Source organism: Maribacter litoralis (assembly GCF_003075045.1).
In the GTDB taxonomy this organism is placed as follows: domain Bacteria; phylum Bacteroidota; class Bacteroidia; order Flavobacteriales; family Flavobacteriaceae; genus Maribacter; species Maribacter litoralis.
Genome location: NZ_QCZD01000008.1, coordinates 16995 through 34525, shown reverse-complemented (window position 1 = coordinate 34525; position 17531 = coordinate 16995). Strand labels below are relative to the sequence as shown.

Genomic DNA, 17531 nt, shown 5'->3' with positions numbered 1-17531 from the left:
TTTAAGGAGTACTACTGCTTACCTGCAAAACTTTACCATTATACATTTTTTGCCCTTTTAAAGCAAAATCCATTACATATTCCGCCATTTCTTTTGCACTGACCGGTGCTTTATATCCCGGAAAAGCTTCTTCTAACATTTCAGTTTGAACCGCTCCTAAGGCGAGTGCATTAAATGAGGGACCAGACTCCTTAAATTCTTCAGCTAACAACTCGGTTAAAGTCAACACGGCCCCTTTACTAGAGCTGTATGCCGAAAGCCCTGGAAATTTGGCACTTCCTTGGATACCTCCCATAGAACTGATAGTAAGTACATGACCGTCGTCATCCATAAACGGTACAATCAACTTCGTCATTGAAGCTACTCCAAATACATTTACATCATAAACTGATTTAAACTCATCTTCCGTAATTTCCAAAAATGGCTTGTTTATTAATTTACCCGCATTGTTTATGAGGGCTATAACTTTTCCATTTTCACCCTTTAAATACTTGGAAACCTTTTCTCTATCTTCTATAGAGGAAACATCAAATGGAAATGCTGTAATGTTTTTATGTGCAATACTTTTTATAGGCTCTTCATTTCTTGAAAGTGCCAACACGTTATAACCTGCGTCTGCCAATAATTTACTTAATTCAAAGCCAATACCCCTACTTGTACCTGTAACAACAATAAATTTCATTAGTTATATTTAATTTCTTTTGAAGGAGCATTAATTATACCTTTCAACATAGGCTTAACCTCATTTATAATATCTGACATAAAATTAAAATTGATCAATGATACTTCATCGCCTACTTTATGATATTCTCCAAAATTAGTAAAGTCAAACGAACTATAGGTCTGAGCCGGTACATTGAACTCATCATGAAAAGGAGCATTATCAGAACGTCTAAATAGATTAAATTCTTTGGCTTTTGGCAAGAACCCCACTAAATTCTTTTGCGCATATTCATTGCTGATTTCAGCAAGATTAGACAGTTCATGCCCTGTTAAATATAGACTATGGTCTTTACCCACCATGGGCACACCGATCATTTCAAAGTTTAGCATGGCATATAAATCAATATTCTTCGATTTTAATTTACTCGCTAAATGTTTTGACCCTAGCAAGCCCTTTTCTTCGGCAGAAAATAATGCAAAAATAATACTACGCTTATTGTTTCTTAACTTTCCGAAATATTTTGCAAATTCCAAAACTGCTGTAGTACCTGAAGCATTATCATTTGCGCCATTGGCAATAGTATCACTATCATCTCCACTAATCATTCCTATATGATCATAATGTGCACCTATAATAACAAACTCATTTTTTAAATCTGAATCTGATCCTGGCAAAAAGCCTACTATATTATAAGCTGCACCTCCACTATAGTTTTCTAAAGTATCCCTGTATGTCGAAAAGTATGGTTTAATATTATTGTTTTCGAACACATTTTGAATAAAGTCGGCAGCTTTAGAAATACCTTCACTACCGGTATCTCTACCTTGTAAATCATCTGAAGTTAAAAACACCATCAATTGTTCAATATCTTCGGGTGTAGAATTCGCTACCACCGTAGATGTTACAGCACTTACACCACCGTTATCCTTTATCACTTCAGATTCTGACACTACAGCTCCGTTTACTCCTTTTGGGTTGGTAGGATTTAATATTGTTGATTGATCCACTTTTGTGCCTCCGCAAGCGAGCATCAAAATACCTAGAAATACAATTAGTATTTGTTTCATAAAATTTTTCGATTAAAATCTAAAGATAAAAAAAAGCATCCCGATGAAAGGATGCTTTTGATATACAATTTTAAAATCGTTTAACTACGCAAGCATAGTTACCGGATTTTCTACATAATATCTTAATGTCTGAAGGAATTGTGCTCCTACTGCACCATCAACCGTTCTGTGATCACAGGCAAGGGTCAACTTCATAGTGTTACCAACTACTATTTCTCCATTCTTAACAACTGGTTTTTCAACAATAGCACCAACTGAAAGGATTGCCGAATTTGGTTGATTGATAATACTTGTAAACTCAAGGATCCCAAACATCCCTAAATTAGAAACGGTAAATGTACTTCCTTCCATTTCTGATGGAGCAATCTTTTTGTTTCTAGCTTTACCAGCCAATTCTTTTACAGCTCCACCTATTTGAGTTAAACCTAACAAATCTGCATGCTTTACAACTGGTACTACCAAACCTTCATCTACAGCAACAGCTACACCCATATGAATATGCTTATGATACTTTGTTGTATCTCCATTCCATGAGGTGTTAACCTGCGGATGCTTTTTAAGTGCCATTGCACAAGCCTTCAATACCATATCATTGAATGAAACTTTGGTATCTGGCAAACTATTGATCTGTGCTCTTGATGCTTTTGCATTATCCATATCCACCTCAATGGTAAGATAGAAATGTGGAGCGTTGAATTTAGAATTGCCCAATGCTTTGGCTATCGCCTTACGCATATTAGAATTCTTAACCTCTTCAGTACCTTCTTCACCAGATGGCAATGCCATAGATACAGGTTGAGAAGCTACCGCATTCTCGGCTTGTACATTTGCCGAAGCAGAAGGTGCTGCAGCTGCACTAGGCGTATAATTCTCTATATCCTTTTTTATGATTCTTCCATTATCTCCAGAACCGGAAACTTTGGCCAAATCTATACCTTTATCCGCCGCAATTTTCTTAGCCAAAGGAGAAGCAAAAATACGCTCACTATCGGCAACAGATTTAACAGCTTCTTTTTTATCGGTCGATTCAGAAGATTTAGACTCTTCTTTCTTAGCCTTGGTACTAGAACTTTTTTTACTTCCACCTGACTTGTTACTCAAAACCGCATCAACATCTGTTCCTTCAGGACCTATAACAGCTAAAACTGCATCTACAGGAGAAGACTCACCTTCTTGTATACCTATATATAACAATTTACCGGTATAGAAAGACTCAAATTCCATTGTAGCCTTATCCGTTTCAATTTCAGCAAGAATATCTCCTTCCTCAACGTCATCACCTACCTTCTTCAACCAACTAGCCACAGTACCTTCTTCCATGGTGTCACTTAAACGAGGCATTTTCACTATTTCAACACCTTCAGGTATTTCAGTTTCTCCAGAAGTTTCTTCTTCTTCAGTTGAAACTTCCTCTTTGGCTGGTTCCTCATCTGATTCTGACGCAATATCTCCACCTAATAAAGAAGAAATATCTTCACCTTCATCCCCAATAATTGCCAAAAGACTATCTACCGGAGCTGTATCACCTTCTTGAATACCAATATGTAATAGAGTACCTTCATTGAAGGATTCAAACTCCATAGTTGCCTTATCAGTTTCAATTTCAGCTAATATATCTCCTTCTTCTATTTTATCTCCAACGCTTTTTAACCACTTAGCAACGGTACCCTCTTCCATGGTATCGCTCAAACGGGGCATATTTACTACTATTGCCATTTAATTATATTTTATGTTGAACAAATGGAAAATCCTCTTGTTCGTAAACCATATCATATAATTGGTTTACTGGTGGATAATCTGATTCTTCTGCAAACTGCTCACATTCCTTAACCAAAGATTTTACTTTTTTGTCAATTTCTTTGATTTCTGCGTCAGTAGCGTATTTATTTTCCTTAATAATATCCAATACCTGAGTAATCGGATCTATCTTTTTATACTCTTCAACCTCATCTTTAGTTCTATAATGTTGCGCATCTGACATAGAGTGACCTCTATACCTATACGTTTTCATTTCAAGAAAAGTAGGTCCGCCACCACTACGTGCTCTTTCAATAGCCTTACTCATTTCTTGCGCAACCGTAACCGGGTTCATACCATCAACAGGTCCACAAGGCATTTCATAACCCAAACCTAACTTCCAAATTTCGGTAGAGAATGAAGTTCTAGCAACTGAAGTACCCATTGCGTACCCATTATTTTCGCAAATAAAAACTACCGGCAATTGCCATAACATAGCAAGGTTAAACGTTTCATGCAAAGAACCTTGTCTAACAGCACCATCACCCATATAACATAAGGTAACATTATCTCTTCCGGCATACTTATCACCAAAAGCCATACCTGCACCTAATGGAATTTGACCTCCAACAATACCATGACCTCCGTGAAAACGATGTTCTTTTGAGAAAATATGCATAGATCCACCCATACCTTTAGAAGTACCGGTTACTTTACCATAAAGCTCTGCCATAACTTTTTTAGGGTCTACACCCATACCAATTGGCTGAACATGGTTTCTATATGCAGTTATCATACGGTCTTTGCTTAGATCCATTGCATGAAGAGCACCAGCTAAAACTGCCTCTTGCCCATTATACAAATGCAAAAATCCTCTTACCTTCTGCTGTATGTATACAGCAGCCAATTTATCCTCAAATTTCCTCCAAAACAGCATGTCTTCATACCATTTCAAATACGTTTCCTTGGTGATTTTTTCCATCAATTTTAACTAAAGGTTTAAATTTCTTTAAAGATTACATTTGTAGTACTACACATGTATCCAAGAAAAGCAAAAATACACATATAAATGAATCGATAAAAATTAAAGAAGCAATTCCATTAAGAAATTACATGCTTAACAAATAAAGCATATAACGTGTATAATTTCAATACTTTTTTAAGGTTTTTTCAATTAAGAAACGAGCTATTGAACCCTAATGGTAGTAAATCTGCCAAAGAATTACACTCAATGATACTACCCGTTTCACCCATCATTAGAATTTTTATTGATTCCCCTTGCTTAAATTCATATTCCGATATCGCTTGTCTACAATTTCCACAAGGCGCTGCGGGTTCGTTAACCTCATGATTTAAAGAAGCAGCAGTTATGGCTATGGCTTTTATTTTTGCCCCAGGATAATTGGCACCGGCATAAAAAATCGCTACCCTTTCAGCACATAACCCAGAAGGATAAGAAGCATTTTCTTGATTATTACCTTCTACGACTTTCCCATTATCTAACAAAACAGAAGCTCCCACATTAAAACTTGAGTAAGGCGCATACGCCCTATGCCTAGCTTCTACAGCGGCGTTCATTAAGTTTTGATCTTCTTCTTTTAAATCGTCAAAGGAGTCATATATAGTAATATCGAAGCTTATCTTCTTTTTGTTTACCATTTCTTTTTTATTTATGAATCTACATATATTAATTCAACTTAAAAATGTACCGCATAAAAAAACCTGCAAATTTGCAGGTTTTTTTATTAGTCATTCTTTAAATCTTAATCATTATAATACTCTTCACCTAAATTAAAGGTAAGAGAAAAACGAAGTGTATTTTCTAAAGGGTTACGTACCTGAGACGTTGAAAACAAATAAGATAGATCTACTTGAGCCGCCTTAAATTTGAATCCCGCACCAAGTGTAAAGAATTTTCTAGAACCTTTTTCTTCACTCTCATTGAAATAGCCGGTTCTTATCATAAACGCATCTTGGTAAACATACTCAGCCCCTAATGCCCAAGTAAACTCTTTTAGCTCTTCGCTAAAACCATCTGGCGCATCGGAAAAGGAATTAAATATTCCACTAAATCCACTTTCATTTTGATAAATGTCGTTATCCGCAGCATCAACATCACCATCACCATCAAAATCTTGTGGGGTTGGCACTAGCAATTTCGTAAACTCCGTTGTAATACCTATTACATTATCTTGATCCAAGATAAAATCAAAACCACCACCAACACTTAATTTACTAGGTAAAAAGTTTTCTTGACCGCCTTCATCATATTGAATTTTACCTCCAATATTAGAAAGGTTAAAACCTGCTCTCCACCTACCATCAAAATTATTATAAGCAATCTCTCTAGACCTATAGAAACCAGCTACGTCCACAGCAAAGGAACCTGCCGCTTGAGAATCTTCTGACCCATTTTGTGGTAATTTCAAATTAGATCTTATGTATCTACCACCAACAGCCATAGAGAAAGTAGGACTTAATTTCAATGAATATGAACCATCTAATGCAAGTTCATTAGGCTTTGCTATAGTTCCCGGATCATTTGCAAACTGTCGCAATTCAATTTCACCTAATGTAAAATATCGCAAACTGACCGCAAAGGCACTTTGTTCGTTTATTTTATTGTAAAAACTTGCATTCAGCAAGGAAATATCTGTAATAATACTCTCCAAATAAGGAGTATAACTTACCCCAATACCATTTTTTTGCTCAGCAAAGGCAAACTTTGCCGGGTTCCATTGTTGAGAAAAAGCATCTGTAGAAGTTGCTACACCCATATCGCCCATACCAGCAGACCTAGCATCTGCAGCTATTGTTAGAAATGGTACCGCCGTAGTTATTACACGTTGGTCATCTTGTGCAAACACCTTACCGATAATCAATACAAAGAAAACTAATGAAATTTTTCTCATCTTAGAATTGTTCTTTTAATTTATAAAGTTGAAATATAGGAATAACCCTATTTCCCACTCTAATATTTTACATGTAAACGCACATTTTCCCGTTATCTTGCATGAACGTTAAGTTTTTTATAAGATTTTATTTTCCATGCTATATTTTATTGAGCTTAGCATTTGATTCAATTTGAATTACAGTACTTATCATCACTTTCCAAAAGTTTTATTTAAAACCATACTATTTGACCAAATTAAGCGTTTAACCTTTAAAGCGAGCTTAATTTTGCAGGCTGTTCTTTTTGAGATTTTCAAAATTATTTTTAATTATAAAATAATCTCATGAAAACACCGTTCTATTGAGCGAAAGTGACAAACAAATTAAAAGAAATTACAGTATCATATTAATTAGGAACCAAACTACTGGTTAATATGACAATTGAACTCAAGTCCTAATTATGAAAAAACATTTAGTAAAAGTTGTACTCTCATGCACGGTTATAGTAGGAGGCTTTACAGTAAGTAGCTGTTCAAAATCTTCATCTTCTTCTAAAAATACCTCTAGAGCTACAGGTTGGAAAATAAATGCCAAGGAAGGTGGTTTTCAATACAATACCGATTTTAAAGAGCAAGAAACGGCTCCTGGATTAGTATTTGTTGAAGGAGGAACGTTTACCAAAGGTAAGGTTCAAGATGACGTTATGCATGACTGGAACAACACACCTACTTCTCAACATGTTCAGTCTTTTTATATGGACGAGACAGAGGTAACCAATGTAATGTACTTGGAATACCTTGACTATTTAAAAAGCGTATACCCACCTGAAAATCCTAAATACACCAACATTTATGTAGGTGCGTTGCCAGATACTTTGGTATGGAGAAACAGATTAGGTTTTAATGAAACCATGACAAACAACTACCTTAGACATCCTGCATATGCAGAATACCCAGTAGTTGGAGTAAACTGGATTCAAGCTACACAATTTGCCGAATGGAGAACAGATCGTGTAAACGAAGTTATGTTAGAAAGAGAAGGTTATTTGTCTGAAGATGCAAAATACCAAGCTGCTACCGGCGAAGTACAAGGTACCTTTAGCACAGAGGCTTACTTAAACAGACCTGAATCTGTGTACAATGGTCAAATAGATTCATTACAAGGTAAAAAGAAAAAAGATAGTGTATCTACTTTTGCAAAAAGAAGCAGTGGTATCATTATGCCAGAATATAGACTACCTACCGAAACGGAATGGGAGTATGCTGCTCAAGCTCAAGTTGGACAGAGAGAATACAACAACTACAGAGGTAGAAAAAAATATCCTTGGGAAGGTGATTATACCCGTAACGGACAACGTGTAGGTCGCGGAGATCAATTAGCCAACTTTAAGCAAGGAAAAGGTGATTACGGCGGAATTGCTGGATGGTCTGATGATGGTGCCGATATTACTGCCGAAGTTATGTCATACAAGCCAAATGATTTAGGTCTTTACGACATGGCAGGTAACGTTGCCGAATGGGTAGCTGATGTTTATCGTCCAATAGTTGATGACGAAGTAAGTGATTTCAACTATTATAGAGGAAATATTTACATGAAAAGTGCCATAGGCGAAGATGGCAAAGTCAACATTTTAAGAGATTCAATTGTCTATGATACTTTACCTAATGGAAAAGTAGTAGCCGTAAACTTGCCAGGAGAAATAAAAATGGTTCCTGTAGATGAAGAAGAAACTTATTTAAGAACTAATTTCTCTTCAAGTGATAACCGAGGTTATAGAGATGGTGACGCAGGCTCTTCAAGGTTCTACGATAGATTTAGCGATGAAGAAGAAGATACTAAAGACAAAATGTACAACTCTCCAAAACACTCAGTTGAAAGAGATTCTTTAGGAAATCTAATAAAAGGCTACGATTCATCTAACAACAGAACCACTTTGATCAACGATGAAGTTAGAGTTTACAAAGGTGGCTCATGGAGAGACAGAGCATACTGGTTAGATCCTGCACAAAGAAGATATTTACCGCAGTACATGGCTACGGATTATATAGGGTTTAGATGTGCAATGTCTAGAGTTGGCTCTAAGTCGAAAACAAAAAACAAAACAGTTAGAGGTAAAAAAGCCAAATAATTTTTATCTACACGAACTAAAAAAAGCCCTTTTCTTAAAGGGCTTTTTTTTATCTTCGATTTTATGAAAATTCAAGATTTACATTCTGCTTTCTTAGCAAACCTTTCTATAAGTACAGACACAAGAAAGATTAAAGAAAACGACATATTCTTTGCATTAAAAGGAGAGAATTTTAATGGTAACACCTATGCTCAAAAAGCCCTTGACAGCGGAGCTAGCTTAGTTATTATAGATGAAGAACAATACTTTATTGATGAGAGAACTATACTAGTAGATGATGTTTTAACGGCATTGCAACAATTAGCAAATTTTCACAGAAAACAATCTAAAGCTCGGGTTATAAGCCTTACCGGAAGCAATGGAAAAACCACTACAAAAGAATTAATAAACGCTGTACTAAGTACCTCATATAAAACCATAGCAACCAAAGGCAACTTAAACAACCACATTGGAGTACCATTGACCCTACTGACCATTAAACCTGACACTGAAATCGCCATTGTCGAAATGGGTGCAAATCATTTAAAGGAAATTGAATTTTTATGTAAGATTGCTGAGCCAGATTTTGGTTATATTACAAATTTCGGAAAGGCACATTTAGAAGGGTTTGGAGGAATTGAGGGAGTTATAAAAGGTAAAAGCGAACTATATAACTACCTGACCAATAACAATAAATCAATTTTCTTAAATGCGGATGACCCTATTCAGCTAGAAAAACTAAGCAGCTACACCAAAAAGTACGGTTTTAGCACTATAAACCCTAAATACTACCATATAGAATTAATGAATGCGCAACCGTTCGTAAATCTTATGGTCGAAAAAGTAGAAATTAACACCAACCTTATCGGCGCATATAATTTCACTAATTGTTGTGCCGCCGTAATCATTGGTAAATATTTTAATATTGAAGTACCAAGTATAAAACTCGCTCTTGAAAACTACACGCCAGACAACAACAGATCACAGATTATAAATAACAAAAACCATTATATTATTTTAGACGCCTATAATGCCAACCCTTCAAGTATGAAAGTTGCCATTGAAAACTTCAATTCACTAGAAAAAACCAATAAAATTTTGATTTTAGGTGATATGTTTGAATTAGGAAATTCGGCGAAGGAAGAACATCAGGCTATTGTCGATCTAACGGAAAAATTAAATTTTGAAACAGTAATCCTGGTAGGCGAGAATTTTCATAAAACTTCAGCAAATTCACAACAAATGAAATCCTTTGATGAATTAAAGGCTTTTCTAAAAACCAATCCAATTAAAACTAACTCAACAATACTTATTAAAGGCTCTCGCGGCATGGCGCTTGAAAGAGTTTTGGAAAACATTTAATAGTGGGATATACTGGATTCGAACCGGTGACCTCTGCCCTGTCAAGGCAGCGCTCTAAACCAACTGAGCTAATATCCCATAACATTAAAGTAACAGGAGCCCAAAGATAAGGTTATACCAAATTAATTTGAAACGTTTAAAATTAATTTATTTAATTGTACCTCTTTAGCTTAAAAGTAACCTAACAAAGCCACTATTCCATTATAAGAAATAACACAAGAAAAGAATAAGGCTGCAAAAAGTCCGATGTTGAGCAAAATACCTGCTTTATACTCCGTCATAATTTTTCTATTATTGATCAATAAAATAATTCCTAATATTACCAGTGGCAAGACAAAAACATTAAATACCTGAGAAAGTATTTGCATTTCTATAGGATTTGCCCCGTACACTGGCACAATCAAAGCAAAAACACAAGCAATTGCCGTTATAATTCTAAACTGTTTTGAATTGGTATCTAATTCGCCAGACTGATAATCTGCAAGTAGTATTGGCGCAATCAATAAACATGGAAATATTGAAGAGAGACCTGCACTTAAAGTTCCAAAGAAAAATAATGTTAATGCAAATTTACCGGCAACTGGCTCAAGAGTATTCACCATATCCAAAACTTTGGTTACAGGTTGACCTTGATGAAATAAGGCTCCACAAGCAACAGCCATAACTGAAGCGCTAATAAAGAACACCAATGAAGCCGCTATTATTGCATCCTTTTTTTGTTGACTTCTATTTTTGATTGTCCATCCTTTACCCTTTACGAATAATGGCCTAGAGAGAAATGTAGCCGCAGCCATAGTTGTACCAACGAAAGCTGCAACCATCATTTGACCGCCTTCAACTTTTGGTATCGTAGGGATCAATCCCTTTACCACCTCTACCGGTAAAGGATAAACCATAAAAAGAGAAATAATAAACGAAAGCCCCATTATGGTAACGAAAATGACCAATATTTTTTCAAAAAAAGCATATTTACCCACTAGCAGTAAGCAGTAAAATATCACTATTACTGCTATTGCAATGATTAAAACAGATTCATACTTTACATCAACCAGCGAGGGAAAATAAATAAGGAAGATTTCATAAATTATATTAGCGGAAATACCTAAAATACCCATTAACGAATTCCATTGACCAAATGAAATACCAAGAATAATTAAGATTGCAATCAATTTTCCCCACTTTAAATGCTTTTTGAATGCAAACAATGCGGTTTCACCCGTTACCAAAGCAAAATTTCCATAGGCATACATTAACATACCAGAGAATAGGCAACTTAAAAGTAGCACCCATAATAATTGCATGCCATACGTACTACCCGCAACAATCATTGAAGTGACACTTCCTGTTCCAATGGTATATCCAATGGCAAAAATACCAGGACCAAATGCCAATACTAATGCTAATATTTTTTTCCAAACAGATGATTTAGGCATATGGTTTATTTGTAATCCACCTAAACTTAATTATTAAGTAAAAAGGTGATTATTTATATAATAAAGTGATTTTCAGTTACAATATTTTAATTCTATATATTATAGCAGTATTGATAAAGATTTTTGAAATGTACTTTCATTTTCTCTTTTGCTAATTGAGGATTTTGCTCCTTAATAGCGTCAAATATATCTTGATGCTCTTGTATACCTTTGAATGCCATATCTTTATCACATACATGATACTCCTCGAAATTGGTTAGAATTTCGGGGGTTATGATCAACATAAATGTATTCATCGTACTATTTCCGCTTGCCTTTGCTATAGCTAAATGAAACAACAAATCTTCTTGAACTGCATCCTCCCCATTTTCAACTTTCACCTTATAAGCATCCAAGGCATTTTTCATCAACTCCAAGTCATCATCGGTTCTTCTTCTTGCCGCTAAACGAACAGTTTTAAGTTCTAACAAGATTCTTGTCTCTACCAATGACTTAAAATCTGGCTCATCTAATCTTAAAATGTCGTTAACCATACCATTCATGGCAACTTGACCAATTTCTGCAACGAAAGTACCGCTCTGGGGTTTCGAAATTAGAATTCCGTAAAACTCCAACTTCTGTATAGCCTCGCGAACACTACTTCTACTCACTCCAAATTTCTCGGACAGCGTTCGCTCTGACGGCAATTTATCACCTGGCTCAAGATTTTTATTATTCATTAAATCTCGGAGCTGCAGTATGATCTCTTTCTGTATTTTATTATTTTCTGTCTTTGTGAGGATTTCTAATTTCATTTATAACTTACTTTAAGAGAAAATCGTCAGTTATTCCGATACTATCAATATCAACTGAACCACCACTGGTTAAATTCTAATTTTAAAATTTACTGGTCTGATAACAGACCAGTAAATTCATTTCAACAAATCTAACTCAAACAACTTTCTTTATTACTCTAGGGGTCATTTTATCTTTCAAAATCAATGCGTTACTTCCAAATCATAATATTTAACATAAGCGAATGCATCGTTGTCTACAGTTTGCAAATAATTACCAGCTTTGAAATAATTTTCAAACACGCCCCATTTCTCAATATGTATATCATCGTAAACAACAGATTCATTGTCATTTAATATGATTTCCATTCTACCTTCGGAAACAATAATCTCGACAGTAAATTGATTATTACCTATCTCTTCCGAAAATGTGTGTCCCTCATTATCTTCCCAAGCATCAGTATGTAAAATCTCCTCATCAGATGCATTTACATCTTTAAGTTTCTTTGTAAGAACTCTGACCTTACCTTTTTGCCAATAAATTTTCAACATTGGGGGTGCATTATTATCATCTTCACCAATCAAATCTCTCTGCTCATTGGTTAGTCTACCATGAATTTGCATAACCATAGTTCTATGAAAATCTCCTCCTGCATCTACTGAAATTTCAGGAACGACCAAAGTCCCTTTCATACTACCGCCTTGTGCAAATGTCCAATTTGTACTATTACTTCCCGGATTCATTTGTTCCCTTAACTCTGTTCTTGAGTATGACGAATTCGTAGTAGATGAACCTGGTGATGTATAAAAAACCAAAGAACCATCTGTAGAATCGTTATACATATAAGGTAATAACGTTTCATTGGTGGCGTAATCCAATATTTCTGGTGGATTAACCTCAGTAGGGCTACCAATTGGTAATGTCACCTTCCAGTTGCTTAAATCTATATTCGGCAAAAAATAATCGACACCTTCCACTTGTTCTTCTTCCACAACCACTTCTTCTTCAGGCTCAGGAGTTTCCTCTACTTCCTCTTCAACTACTTCCTCTTCTTGAACAATCTCTTCTTCAACTGTTTCCGCATCATTACTGCAACTTAAAAAGTTAAATATCAATGCTATAGCCAAGCAGTATTTTGCTATTGTTATCTTTTTATATTTTAAAATATTACCTGAAATCATATAATTCTAATTAATGCTTCACTTCAAGGTCATAAAAACTGACTTTAGCAAATGAACCTTCATCCCTACTTTGAAAGTAGTTACCTGCTTTAAAATAATTCTCAAACACTCCCCAACGTTTCATATTAAAATCATCGTACACGGCAAATTCGGTATTGTTCAATGAAGCAACCATCTTACCATCCGTTACTTTTATTTCGATCTGAAACTTCCCAAATCCTACTTCTTGCTCAAAATTAAATCCTTCGTCATCTGTCCAAGCTTCCTCATGCAATATGCCTATTCCATTAACATTAGAAAACTTTAGTTTTTTGGTTTTCACCCGTATTTTACCATTATGCCAGTAAATTTTTAATACTGGCGGGGCGTTATTATCTTTTTGACCTATTAGTTCTTTTTGTTCGTCGGTTAATCTACCATGTATCTGCAAAATGATAACCTTATGGTACTTACCATTTTTATCTCGTGATACTTCATCTACCGAAAGTTTTGCCTTTAAGGTACCACCTTGTTTAAATGTCCAGTTTTCATTGTCATCACCAGGAACCATTTGTTCCCTGAGCTCTGATCTAGAATACTTAGTATTAGCTGTGGTAGCTGTGGTAGGATAAGCATAAAACGTTAAAGCTCCTTTTGTAGAGTCATTGTACATGTAAGGCTTTAGGATATCATTTTTAGCATAATCCAAAATTTCTGGCGGCTCAACACTAATAGCACCTCCCTTGCCAGAACCCTCAGGAATAGTTACTTTCCAGTGAGATAAATCTATATCAGGGAGTTTAGTTTTTTTTCTTTTCTTTTTTTTATTACGTTTCTCAATCTTTGTTTCTGACTCTGCAAGGTTACCTTCCACATTTTGGGAGGTAACCTTAACAGAGAGAAACATTAACAACAATATGAGAAGATATGATACTCTAATCATTAGTTTTATATGAATTACGGAGCTTCATAAACTTTTATATTATCAACCCATGCATCGGCCGTAGTCAATGAGTACATCCATATAGTAACTTCACCACTTGTATTGGCAGTAAAAGTATCCGTACCAATTGTAAAGTTACCTTTCCCATTAGCTACATTAACAACAGCTCTTCCTAAGGGACCTGTACCGGTAGAACTAGCAAAAGCAGCCGCACCATCTCCATCAAACCATCCATCCAATATTTCTACATAAACAGCATCACCACTATTCGTAATAGCAGCACTAAACTCAATTGTATATTCTTTATTTGGTTCAACTGTAATCTCTTGATATGCCGCTCTAGAAGTAGAAGTTCTAGATAGACTTTCTAACGGTCCAACCATTGTAGTGCTACCTGTATACTTTGCACCAGGTGTTTTAGAACCTGTATCCGTACCTGCGTAGTCAAAAGAATCACCATCGGAACTTGTATTAAAAGCGTTGGTATTACTGCCATCAAAACTAGAAGGCTTCCAGCTAGAAGAACCATCTGAAAAATCACCATTGACAACTTCTACAACAAAACCTTCAGCAATAGTCAACTGTTCAGTCACCTCAGAAGTATTACCTGTTTGACTGTAGGCCGTTAAAGTAACTACATAAATTCCATCTTCTTCATAAGTATGGGTTGGGTTCATTCCTGTAAACTGGTAACCGTCACCAAACTCCCATAATAACATTACTGCGTCCACAGATTCATCTGTAAAGGAATATGTTCTATGATCATCGGGATCAACTTCTGAACTAAAACCTGCGGTAACAGGTGCTAAAATATTTATAGTCTTAGTCAATTCGGTAGATAAACCAGAATCATTTGTTGCATTTAATGTTACAACATATTCCGCTGCAGTTTCATAAACATGAGTTGGCGACTCTTCCGTTGAGGTGTTTCCGTCTCCAAAATCCCACTCATAGGTTGATGCATTAACTGAAGCATTTGTAAATGCATACTCAAGGAAATTTTCTTCACTTTGTGTAAAATCAAACCCAGCCGAAGGCGGCACAGCTCCAGGAATTCCCACTTCAATTGTAAAATCATCTAATCTAGCTTCTACTTCACCATTTGTAAAATAAATTGCAACTGTATTATTTATTCCTGAATTGAAGGATAATTTTTGCTGTACATAAACATCCGGCTCAGAATCATCGGTAACTGTTACAGATGCTATAACGGCATCGTTTGCTTCTTCTTTAGTGGCAAAAGGTCCATTTTCGGTTACACCTAAAACTGCTACCGTTAAAGATGGATCGGAAGATCCACTCAACATAGTGTACCAAAAACTTAAATCATAATTAGTATCAGGTTCTACAGTGATTTCTTGATAGCCTACACGATCACCCGCCGGTACCGGTAATTTTGCTCCTTGATCACCAAATGTAACAGGACTACCAGTAATTTGAATTACACCGCCTAAATCACTGTTTCTCCATGAATCACGACCATCTCCCCCTCCTTCAGGTAAAGTATCGTCTTCAAAACCAGCTTCAAGAATTATAGGTTGAAACGGTCCTTCCACTACCATTACTTCTATGGTAGTTGACCCAGTAACACCATTTCCATCAATTGCTGTTAAAGTAACAGGGTATGTACCTTCTCCGTCAAATGTAAATGTAGGATCCTGCTCTAAGGAAGTGTTTCCATCCCCAAAATCCCATTCAAAATCACTAGCTTCAGTAGCAAGGTTTGTGAAATTTATTGTTCTAAAATCATCTGACGAAGCCGCATAAGAAAAATTAGCTGCTGGAAATATGGTATCTACCTTAGAATTAGTATCAGGTAAATCATCTCTAAAAAGCTCATCATTTACACAACTAACCACTATGCTAGCCGAAACTAAAGCCATAAGCAATAGTTTTGTCTTACTAAATATATTTACTTTCTGTCTCATAGTTTTTATATTAATATCCTGGATTTTGTGTTAATAAACCACCGCTAATATTTATTTCCCTAGCTGGAATTGGTAGTAATAAGGCTCTAGAGGTAAAAACATACCCCATTTCTTCGGCATGTGCACTCAATACTTGATCGGCTACACCAAACCTAAGTAAATCGAACCAACGTTGATTTTCAAATGCTAACTCAACACGTCTTTCTCGTAATAATTCTGTTTTTGATACACTTGAAACGGTGTTAGGAGCAGTATCTGGAAAAGCTCTATCCTTGATCTTTTGAAAAGATTCCAACGCTCCTATGTCAGTAGTACTGGTACCATCTCCAATTGCCGCTTCTACATGCATTAACAATACATCAGCATATCTTAAAGCTATATAATCATTTCCGGCATCTCTAGCACTCAAACCATAATCTGGTGGAGTAACACTTAAATCAGAGCCTTCAGGTAAAAATTTCGCAACTTCAGAAGTAGTGTTAAAAGTAACATAAGATACTTCTGTTCTATCTCCTCCGTAAGCAACAAAATCAGCAACTAAATTATCATTAACTATGTTTTGACCATCTTCTCTTCCTTGACGAAAAGTAGACGTAAATTCTGAAGAAAAGCTTTGACTCTCTGCACTGTTACCAGCCACATATTGAATAGCAAAAATAATTTCATCGTTCAGTTCACTATAGAATACATCCGAATAATTGCTTTCCAAAGAATAGTCACCACTGTTGATAATTGCTTCACATAGTTGTTCAGCACCTGAATAATTTTTGTTTGGCTGGGTCATGTAAACTTTAGCCAAAATACCTTGCGCCGCTGCCTTAGATGCTCTTGCTTTAGAAGAATTATCCAAAACATCTACCGCCTCCTGTAAATCTGCAACAATTTGAGCATATATCTGCGCCTCAGGAATTCTTGTAAATAAAGCTTCGTTATCTGTAGGACCAACTACTTCGGTCACCAAAGGAACGTCACTATACAATCTAACCAAATTAAAATAGGCATATGCCCTTAAAAATTTTGCTTCAGCTGCATACTTTGCTTGATTCTCCAAATCGGCTACCTCAATAAAGCTTAAGATATTATTAGCTCTAAAAACAACCTCATACATTGACTGATAGTAATCTTCAGATTCTACGTTATTAGCATTTACAACATATCTATGAAAATCTGATTTAGACCCTTCGAGAGTTGCGTTTCGTGTGTTATCAGTTCTATGTTCTGTTAATAAATGTTCAAACTGAACCCCTCTATTGGCATCACCTATATTAGTGGTCGTATTTTCATTTACACCTTGTAATGCATCATAAATGCCAATTACACCGGCTAAAACATCTGCATCTGATTGAAAGAATGACTCAACCGCAACCGCCGTCTCTGGCAATGGGTTTAAAAAATCATCACTACAGGAATGGAATATCACACCTGTGATCATAAAGACTATATATTTTATATGTTTCATAATAA

14 protein-coding genes and 1 tRNA gene are annotated in these 17531 nt (G+C 35.7%); 2 read left to right on the top strand and 13 right to left on the bottom strand.

Features of this window, described 5'->3' with window-relative positions; translation table 11 throughout:
- Position 1: 1 nt before the first annotated feature.
- The 6 genes from DCS95_RS19250 to porV form a co-directional block, all read right to left on the bottom strand.
- Positions 2-682: an SDR family NAD(P)-dependent oxidoreductase gene (locus DCS95_RS19250; RefSeq protein WP_116772429.1), complete on the bottom strand. Its 681-nt coding sequence runs from the start codon at positions 680-682 to the stop codon at positions 2-4.
- The gene (locus DCS95_RS19245; protein WP_116772428.1) at positions 682-1731 is read right to left on the bottom strand and encodes a M28 family metallopeptidase; all 1050 of its coding nucleotides are present in this window, start codon (positions 1729-1731) and stop codon (positions 682-684) included. Before DCS95_RS19245 ends, DCS95_RS19250 begins: the two co-directional genes overlap by 1 nt.
- A gap of 84 nt (positions 1732-1815) precedes the next feature.
- Positions 1816-3447 carry a pyruvate dehydrogenase complex dihydrolipoamide acetyltransferase gene (locus DCS95_RS19240; protein WP_116772427.1) on the bottom strand — a complete coding sequence of 544 codons (1632 nt, stop codon included), beginning with the start codon at positions 3445-3447 and terminating at the stop codon, positions 1816-1818.
- 4 nt (positions 3448-3451) lie between these two features.
- A complete protein-coding gene (gene pdhA, locus DCS95_RS19235) occupies positions 3452-4450 on the bottom strand; it encodes a pyruvate dehydrogenase (acetyl-transferring) E1 component subunit alpha (RefSeq protein ID WP_116772426.1) in 999 nt (332 codons plus the stop codon).
- A gap of 188 nt (positions 4451-4638) precedes the next feature.
- Positions 4639-5127, bottom strand: coding sequence for a cytidine deaminase (gene cdd, locus DCS95_RS19230; protein ID WP_116772425.1), 489 nt, complete (start codon positions 5125-5127; stop codon positions 4639-4641).
- Positions 5128-5231: 104 nt separating this feature from the next.
- Positions 5232-6380, bottom strand: coding sequence for a type IX secretion system outer membrane channel protein PorV (gene porV / locus DCS95_RS19225; protein WP_116772424.1), 1149 nt, complete (start codon positions 6378-6380; stop codon positions 5232-5234).
- Positions 6381-6820: 440 nt separating this feature from the next.
- Between porV and gldJ the strand changes: the two genes are divergently transcribed.
- Entirely contained in the window at positions 6821-8488 is a 1668-nt protein-coding gene (gldJ, locus tag DCS95_RS19220; protein ID WP_116772423.1) for a gliding motility lipoprotein GldJ, read from the top strand.
- A gap of 63 nt (positions 8489-8551) precedes the next feature.
- The gene (locus tag DCS95_RS19215; RefSeq protein WP_116772422.1) at positions 8552-9829 is read left to right on the top strand and encodes a UDP-N-acetylmuramoyl-tripeptide--D-alanyl-D-alanine ligase; all 1278 of its coding nucleotides are present in this window, start codon (positions 8552-8554) and stop codon (positions 9827-9829) included.
- A 3-nt stretch (positions 9830-9832) separates the two neighbouring features.
- On the opposite strand, the gene DCS95_RS19210 is transcribed toward DCS95_RS19215, so the two are convergent.
- The 7 genes from DCS95_RS19210 to DCS95_RS19180 all read right to left on the bottom strand — a co-directional run bounded on the left by DCS95_RS19210 (position 9833) and on the right by DCS95_RS19180 (position 17526).
- Positions 9833-9907: transfer RNA gene (locus tag DCS95_RS19210), tRNA-Val, on the bottom strand.
- A 92-nt stretch (positions 9908-9999) separates the two neighbouring features.
- The gene (locus DCS95_RS19205) at positions 10000-11262 is read right to left on the bottom strand and encodes an Nramp family divalent metal transporter (protein ID WP_116772421.1); all 1263 of its coding nucleotides are present in this window, start codon (positions 11260-11262) and stop codon (positions 10000-10002) included.
- A gap of 92 nt (positions 11263-11354) precedes the next feature.
- Entirely contained in the window at positions 11355-12056 is a 702-nt protein-coding gene (locus DCS95_RS19200; RefSeq protein ID WP_116772420.1) for a FadR/GntR family transcriptional regulator, read from the bottom strand.
- Positions 12057-12239: 183 nt separating this feature from the next.
- The gene (locus DCS95_RS19195) at positions 12240-13217 is read right to left on the bottom strand and encodes a polysaccharide lyase family 7 protein (protein WP_116772419.1); all 978 of its coding nucleotides are present in this window, start codon (positions 13215-13217) and stop codon (positions 12240-12242) included.
- A 10-nt stretch (positions 13218-13227) separates the two neighbouring features.
- Positions 13228-14139: a polysaccharide lyase family 7 protein gene (locus DCS95_RS19190; protein ID WP_116772418.1), complete on the bottom strand. Its 912-nt coding sequence runs from the start codon at positions 14137-14139 to the stop codon at positions 13228-13230.
- Positions 14140-14153: 14 nt separating this feature from the next.
- On the bottom strand, positions 14154-16067 hold the full coding sequence (locus DCS95_RS19185) for a PKD domain-containing protein (RefSeq protein ID WP_116772417.1): 1914 nt from the start codon (positions 16065-16067) through the stop codon (positions 14154-14156).
- Between the two features lie 10 nt (positions 16068-16077).
- Positions 16078-17526 carry a RagB/SusD family nutrient uptake outer membrane protein gene (locus DCS95_RS19180; protein ID WP_116772416.1) on the bottom strand — a complete coding sequence of 483 codons (1449 nt, stop codon included), beginning with the start codon at positions 17524-17526 and terminating at the stop codon, positions 16078-16080.
- Positions 17527-17531: the final 5 nt, after the last annotated feature.

What these genes read in the sequence shown, in the direction of transcription:
- pdhA (WP_116772426.1), bottom strand. Translation starts at nt 4,450, where the DNA reads ATGGAAAAAATCACCAAGGAAACGTATTTGAAATGGTATGAAGACATG.
- DCS95_RS19200 (WP_116772420.1), bottom strand. Translation starts at nt 12,056, where the DNA reads ATGAAATTAGAAATCCTCACAAAGACAGAAAATAATAAAATACAGAAA.
- DCS95_RS19205 (WP_116772421.1), bottom strand. Translation starts at nt 11,262, where the DNA reads ATGCCTAAATCATCTGTTTGGAAAAAAATATTAGCATTAGTATTGGCA.
- gldJ (WP_116772423.1), top strand. Translation starts at nt 6,821, where the DNA reads ATGAAAAAACATTTAGTAAAAGTTGTACTCTCATGCACGGTTATAGTA.
- porV (WP_116772424.1), bottom strand. Translation starts at nt 6,380, where the DNA reads ATGAGAAAAATTTCATTAGTTTTCTTTGTATTGATTATCGGTAAGGTG.
- DCS95_RS19245 (WP_116772428.1), bottom strand. Translation starts at nt 1,731, where the DNA reads ATGAAACAAATACTAATTGTATTTCTAGGTATTTTGATGCTCGCTTGC.
- DCS95_RS19195 (WP_116772419.1), bottom strand. Translation starts at nt 13,217, where the DNA reads ATGATTTCAGGTAATATTTTAAAATATAAAAAGATAACAATAGCAAAA.
- DCS95_RS19250 (WP_116772429.1), bottom strand. Translation starts at nt 682, where the DNA reads ATGAAATTTATTGTTGTTACAGGTACAAGTAGGGGTATTGGCTTTGAA.
- cdd (WP_116772425.1), bottom strand. Translation starts at nt 5,127, where the DNA reads ATGGTAAACAAAAAGAAGATAAGCTTCGATATTACTATATATGACTCC.
- DCS95_RS19180 (WP_116772416.1), bottom strand. Translation starts at nt 17,526, where the DNA reads ATGAAACATATAAAATATATAGTCTTTATGATCACAGGTGTGATATTC.
- DCS95_RS19185 (WP_116772417.1), bottom strand. Translation starts at nt 16,067, where the DNA reads ATGAGACAGAAAGTAAATATATTTAGTAAGACAAAACTATTGCTTATG.
- DCS95_RS19190 (WP_116772418.1), bottom strand. Translation starts at nt 14,139, where the DNA reads ATGATTAGAGTATCATATCTTCTCATATTGTTGTTAATGTTTCTCTCT.
- DCS95_RS19215 (WP_116772422.1), top strand. Translation starts at nt 8,552, where the DNA reads ATGAAAATTCAAGATTTACATTCTGCTTTCTTAGCAAACCTTTCTATA.
- DCS95_RS19240 (WP_116772427.1), bottom strand. Translation starts at nt 3,447, where the DNA reads ATGGCAATAGTAGTAAATATGCCCCGTTTGAGCGATACCATGGAAGAG.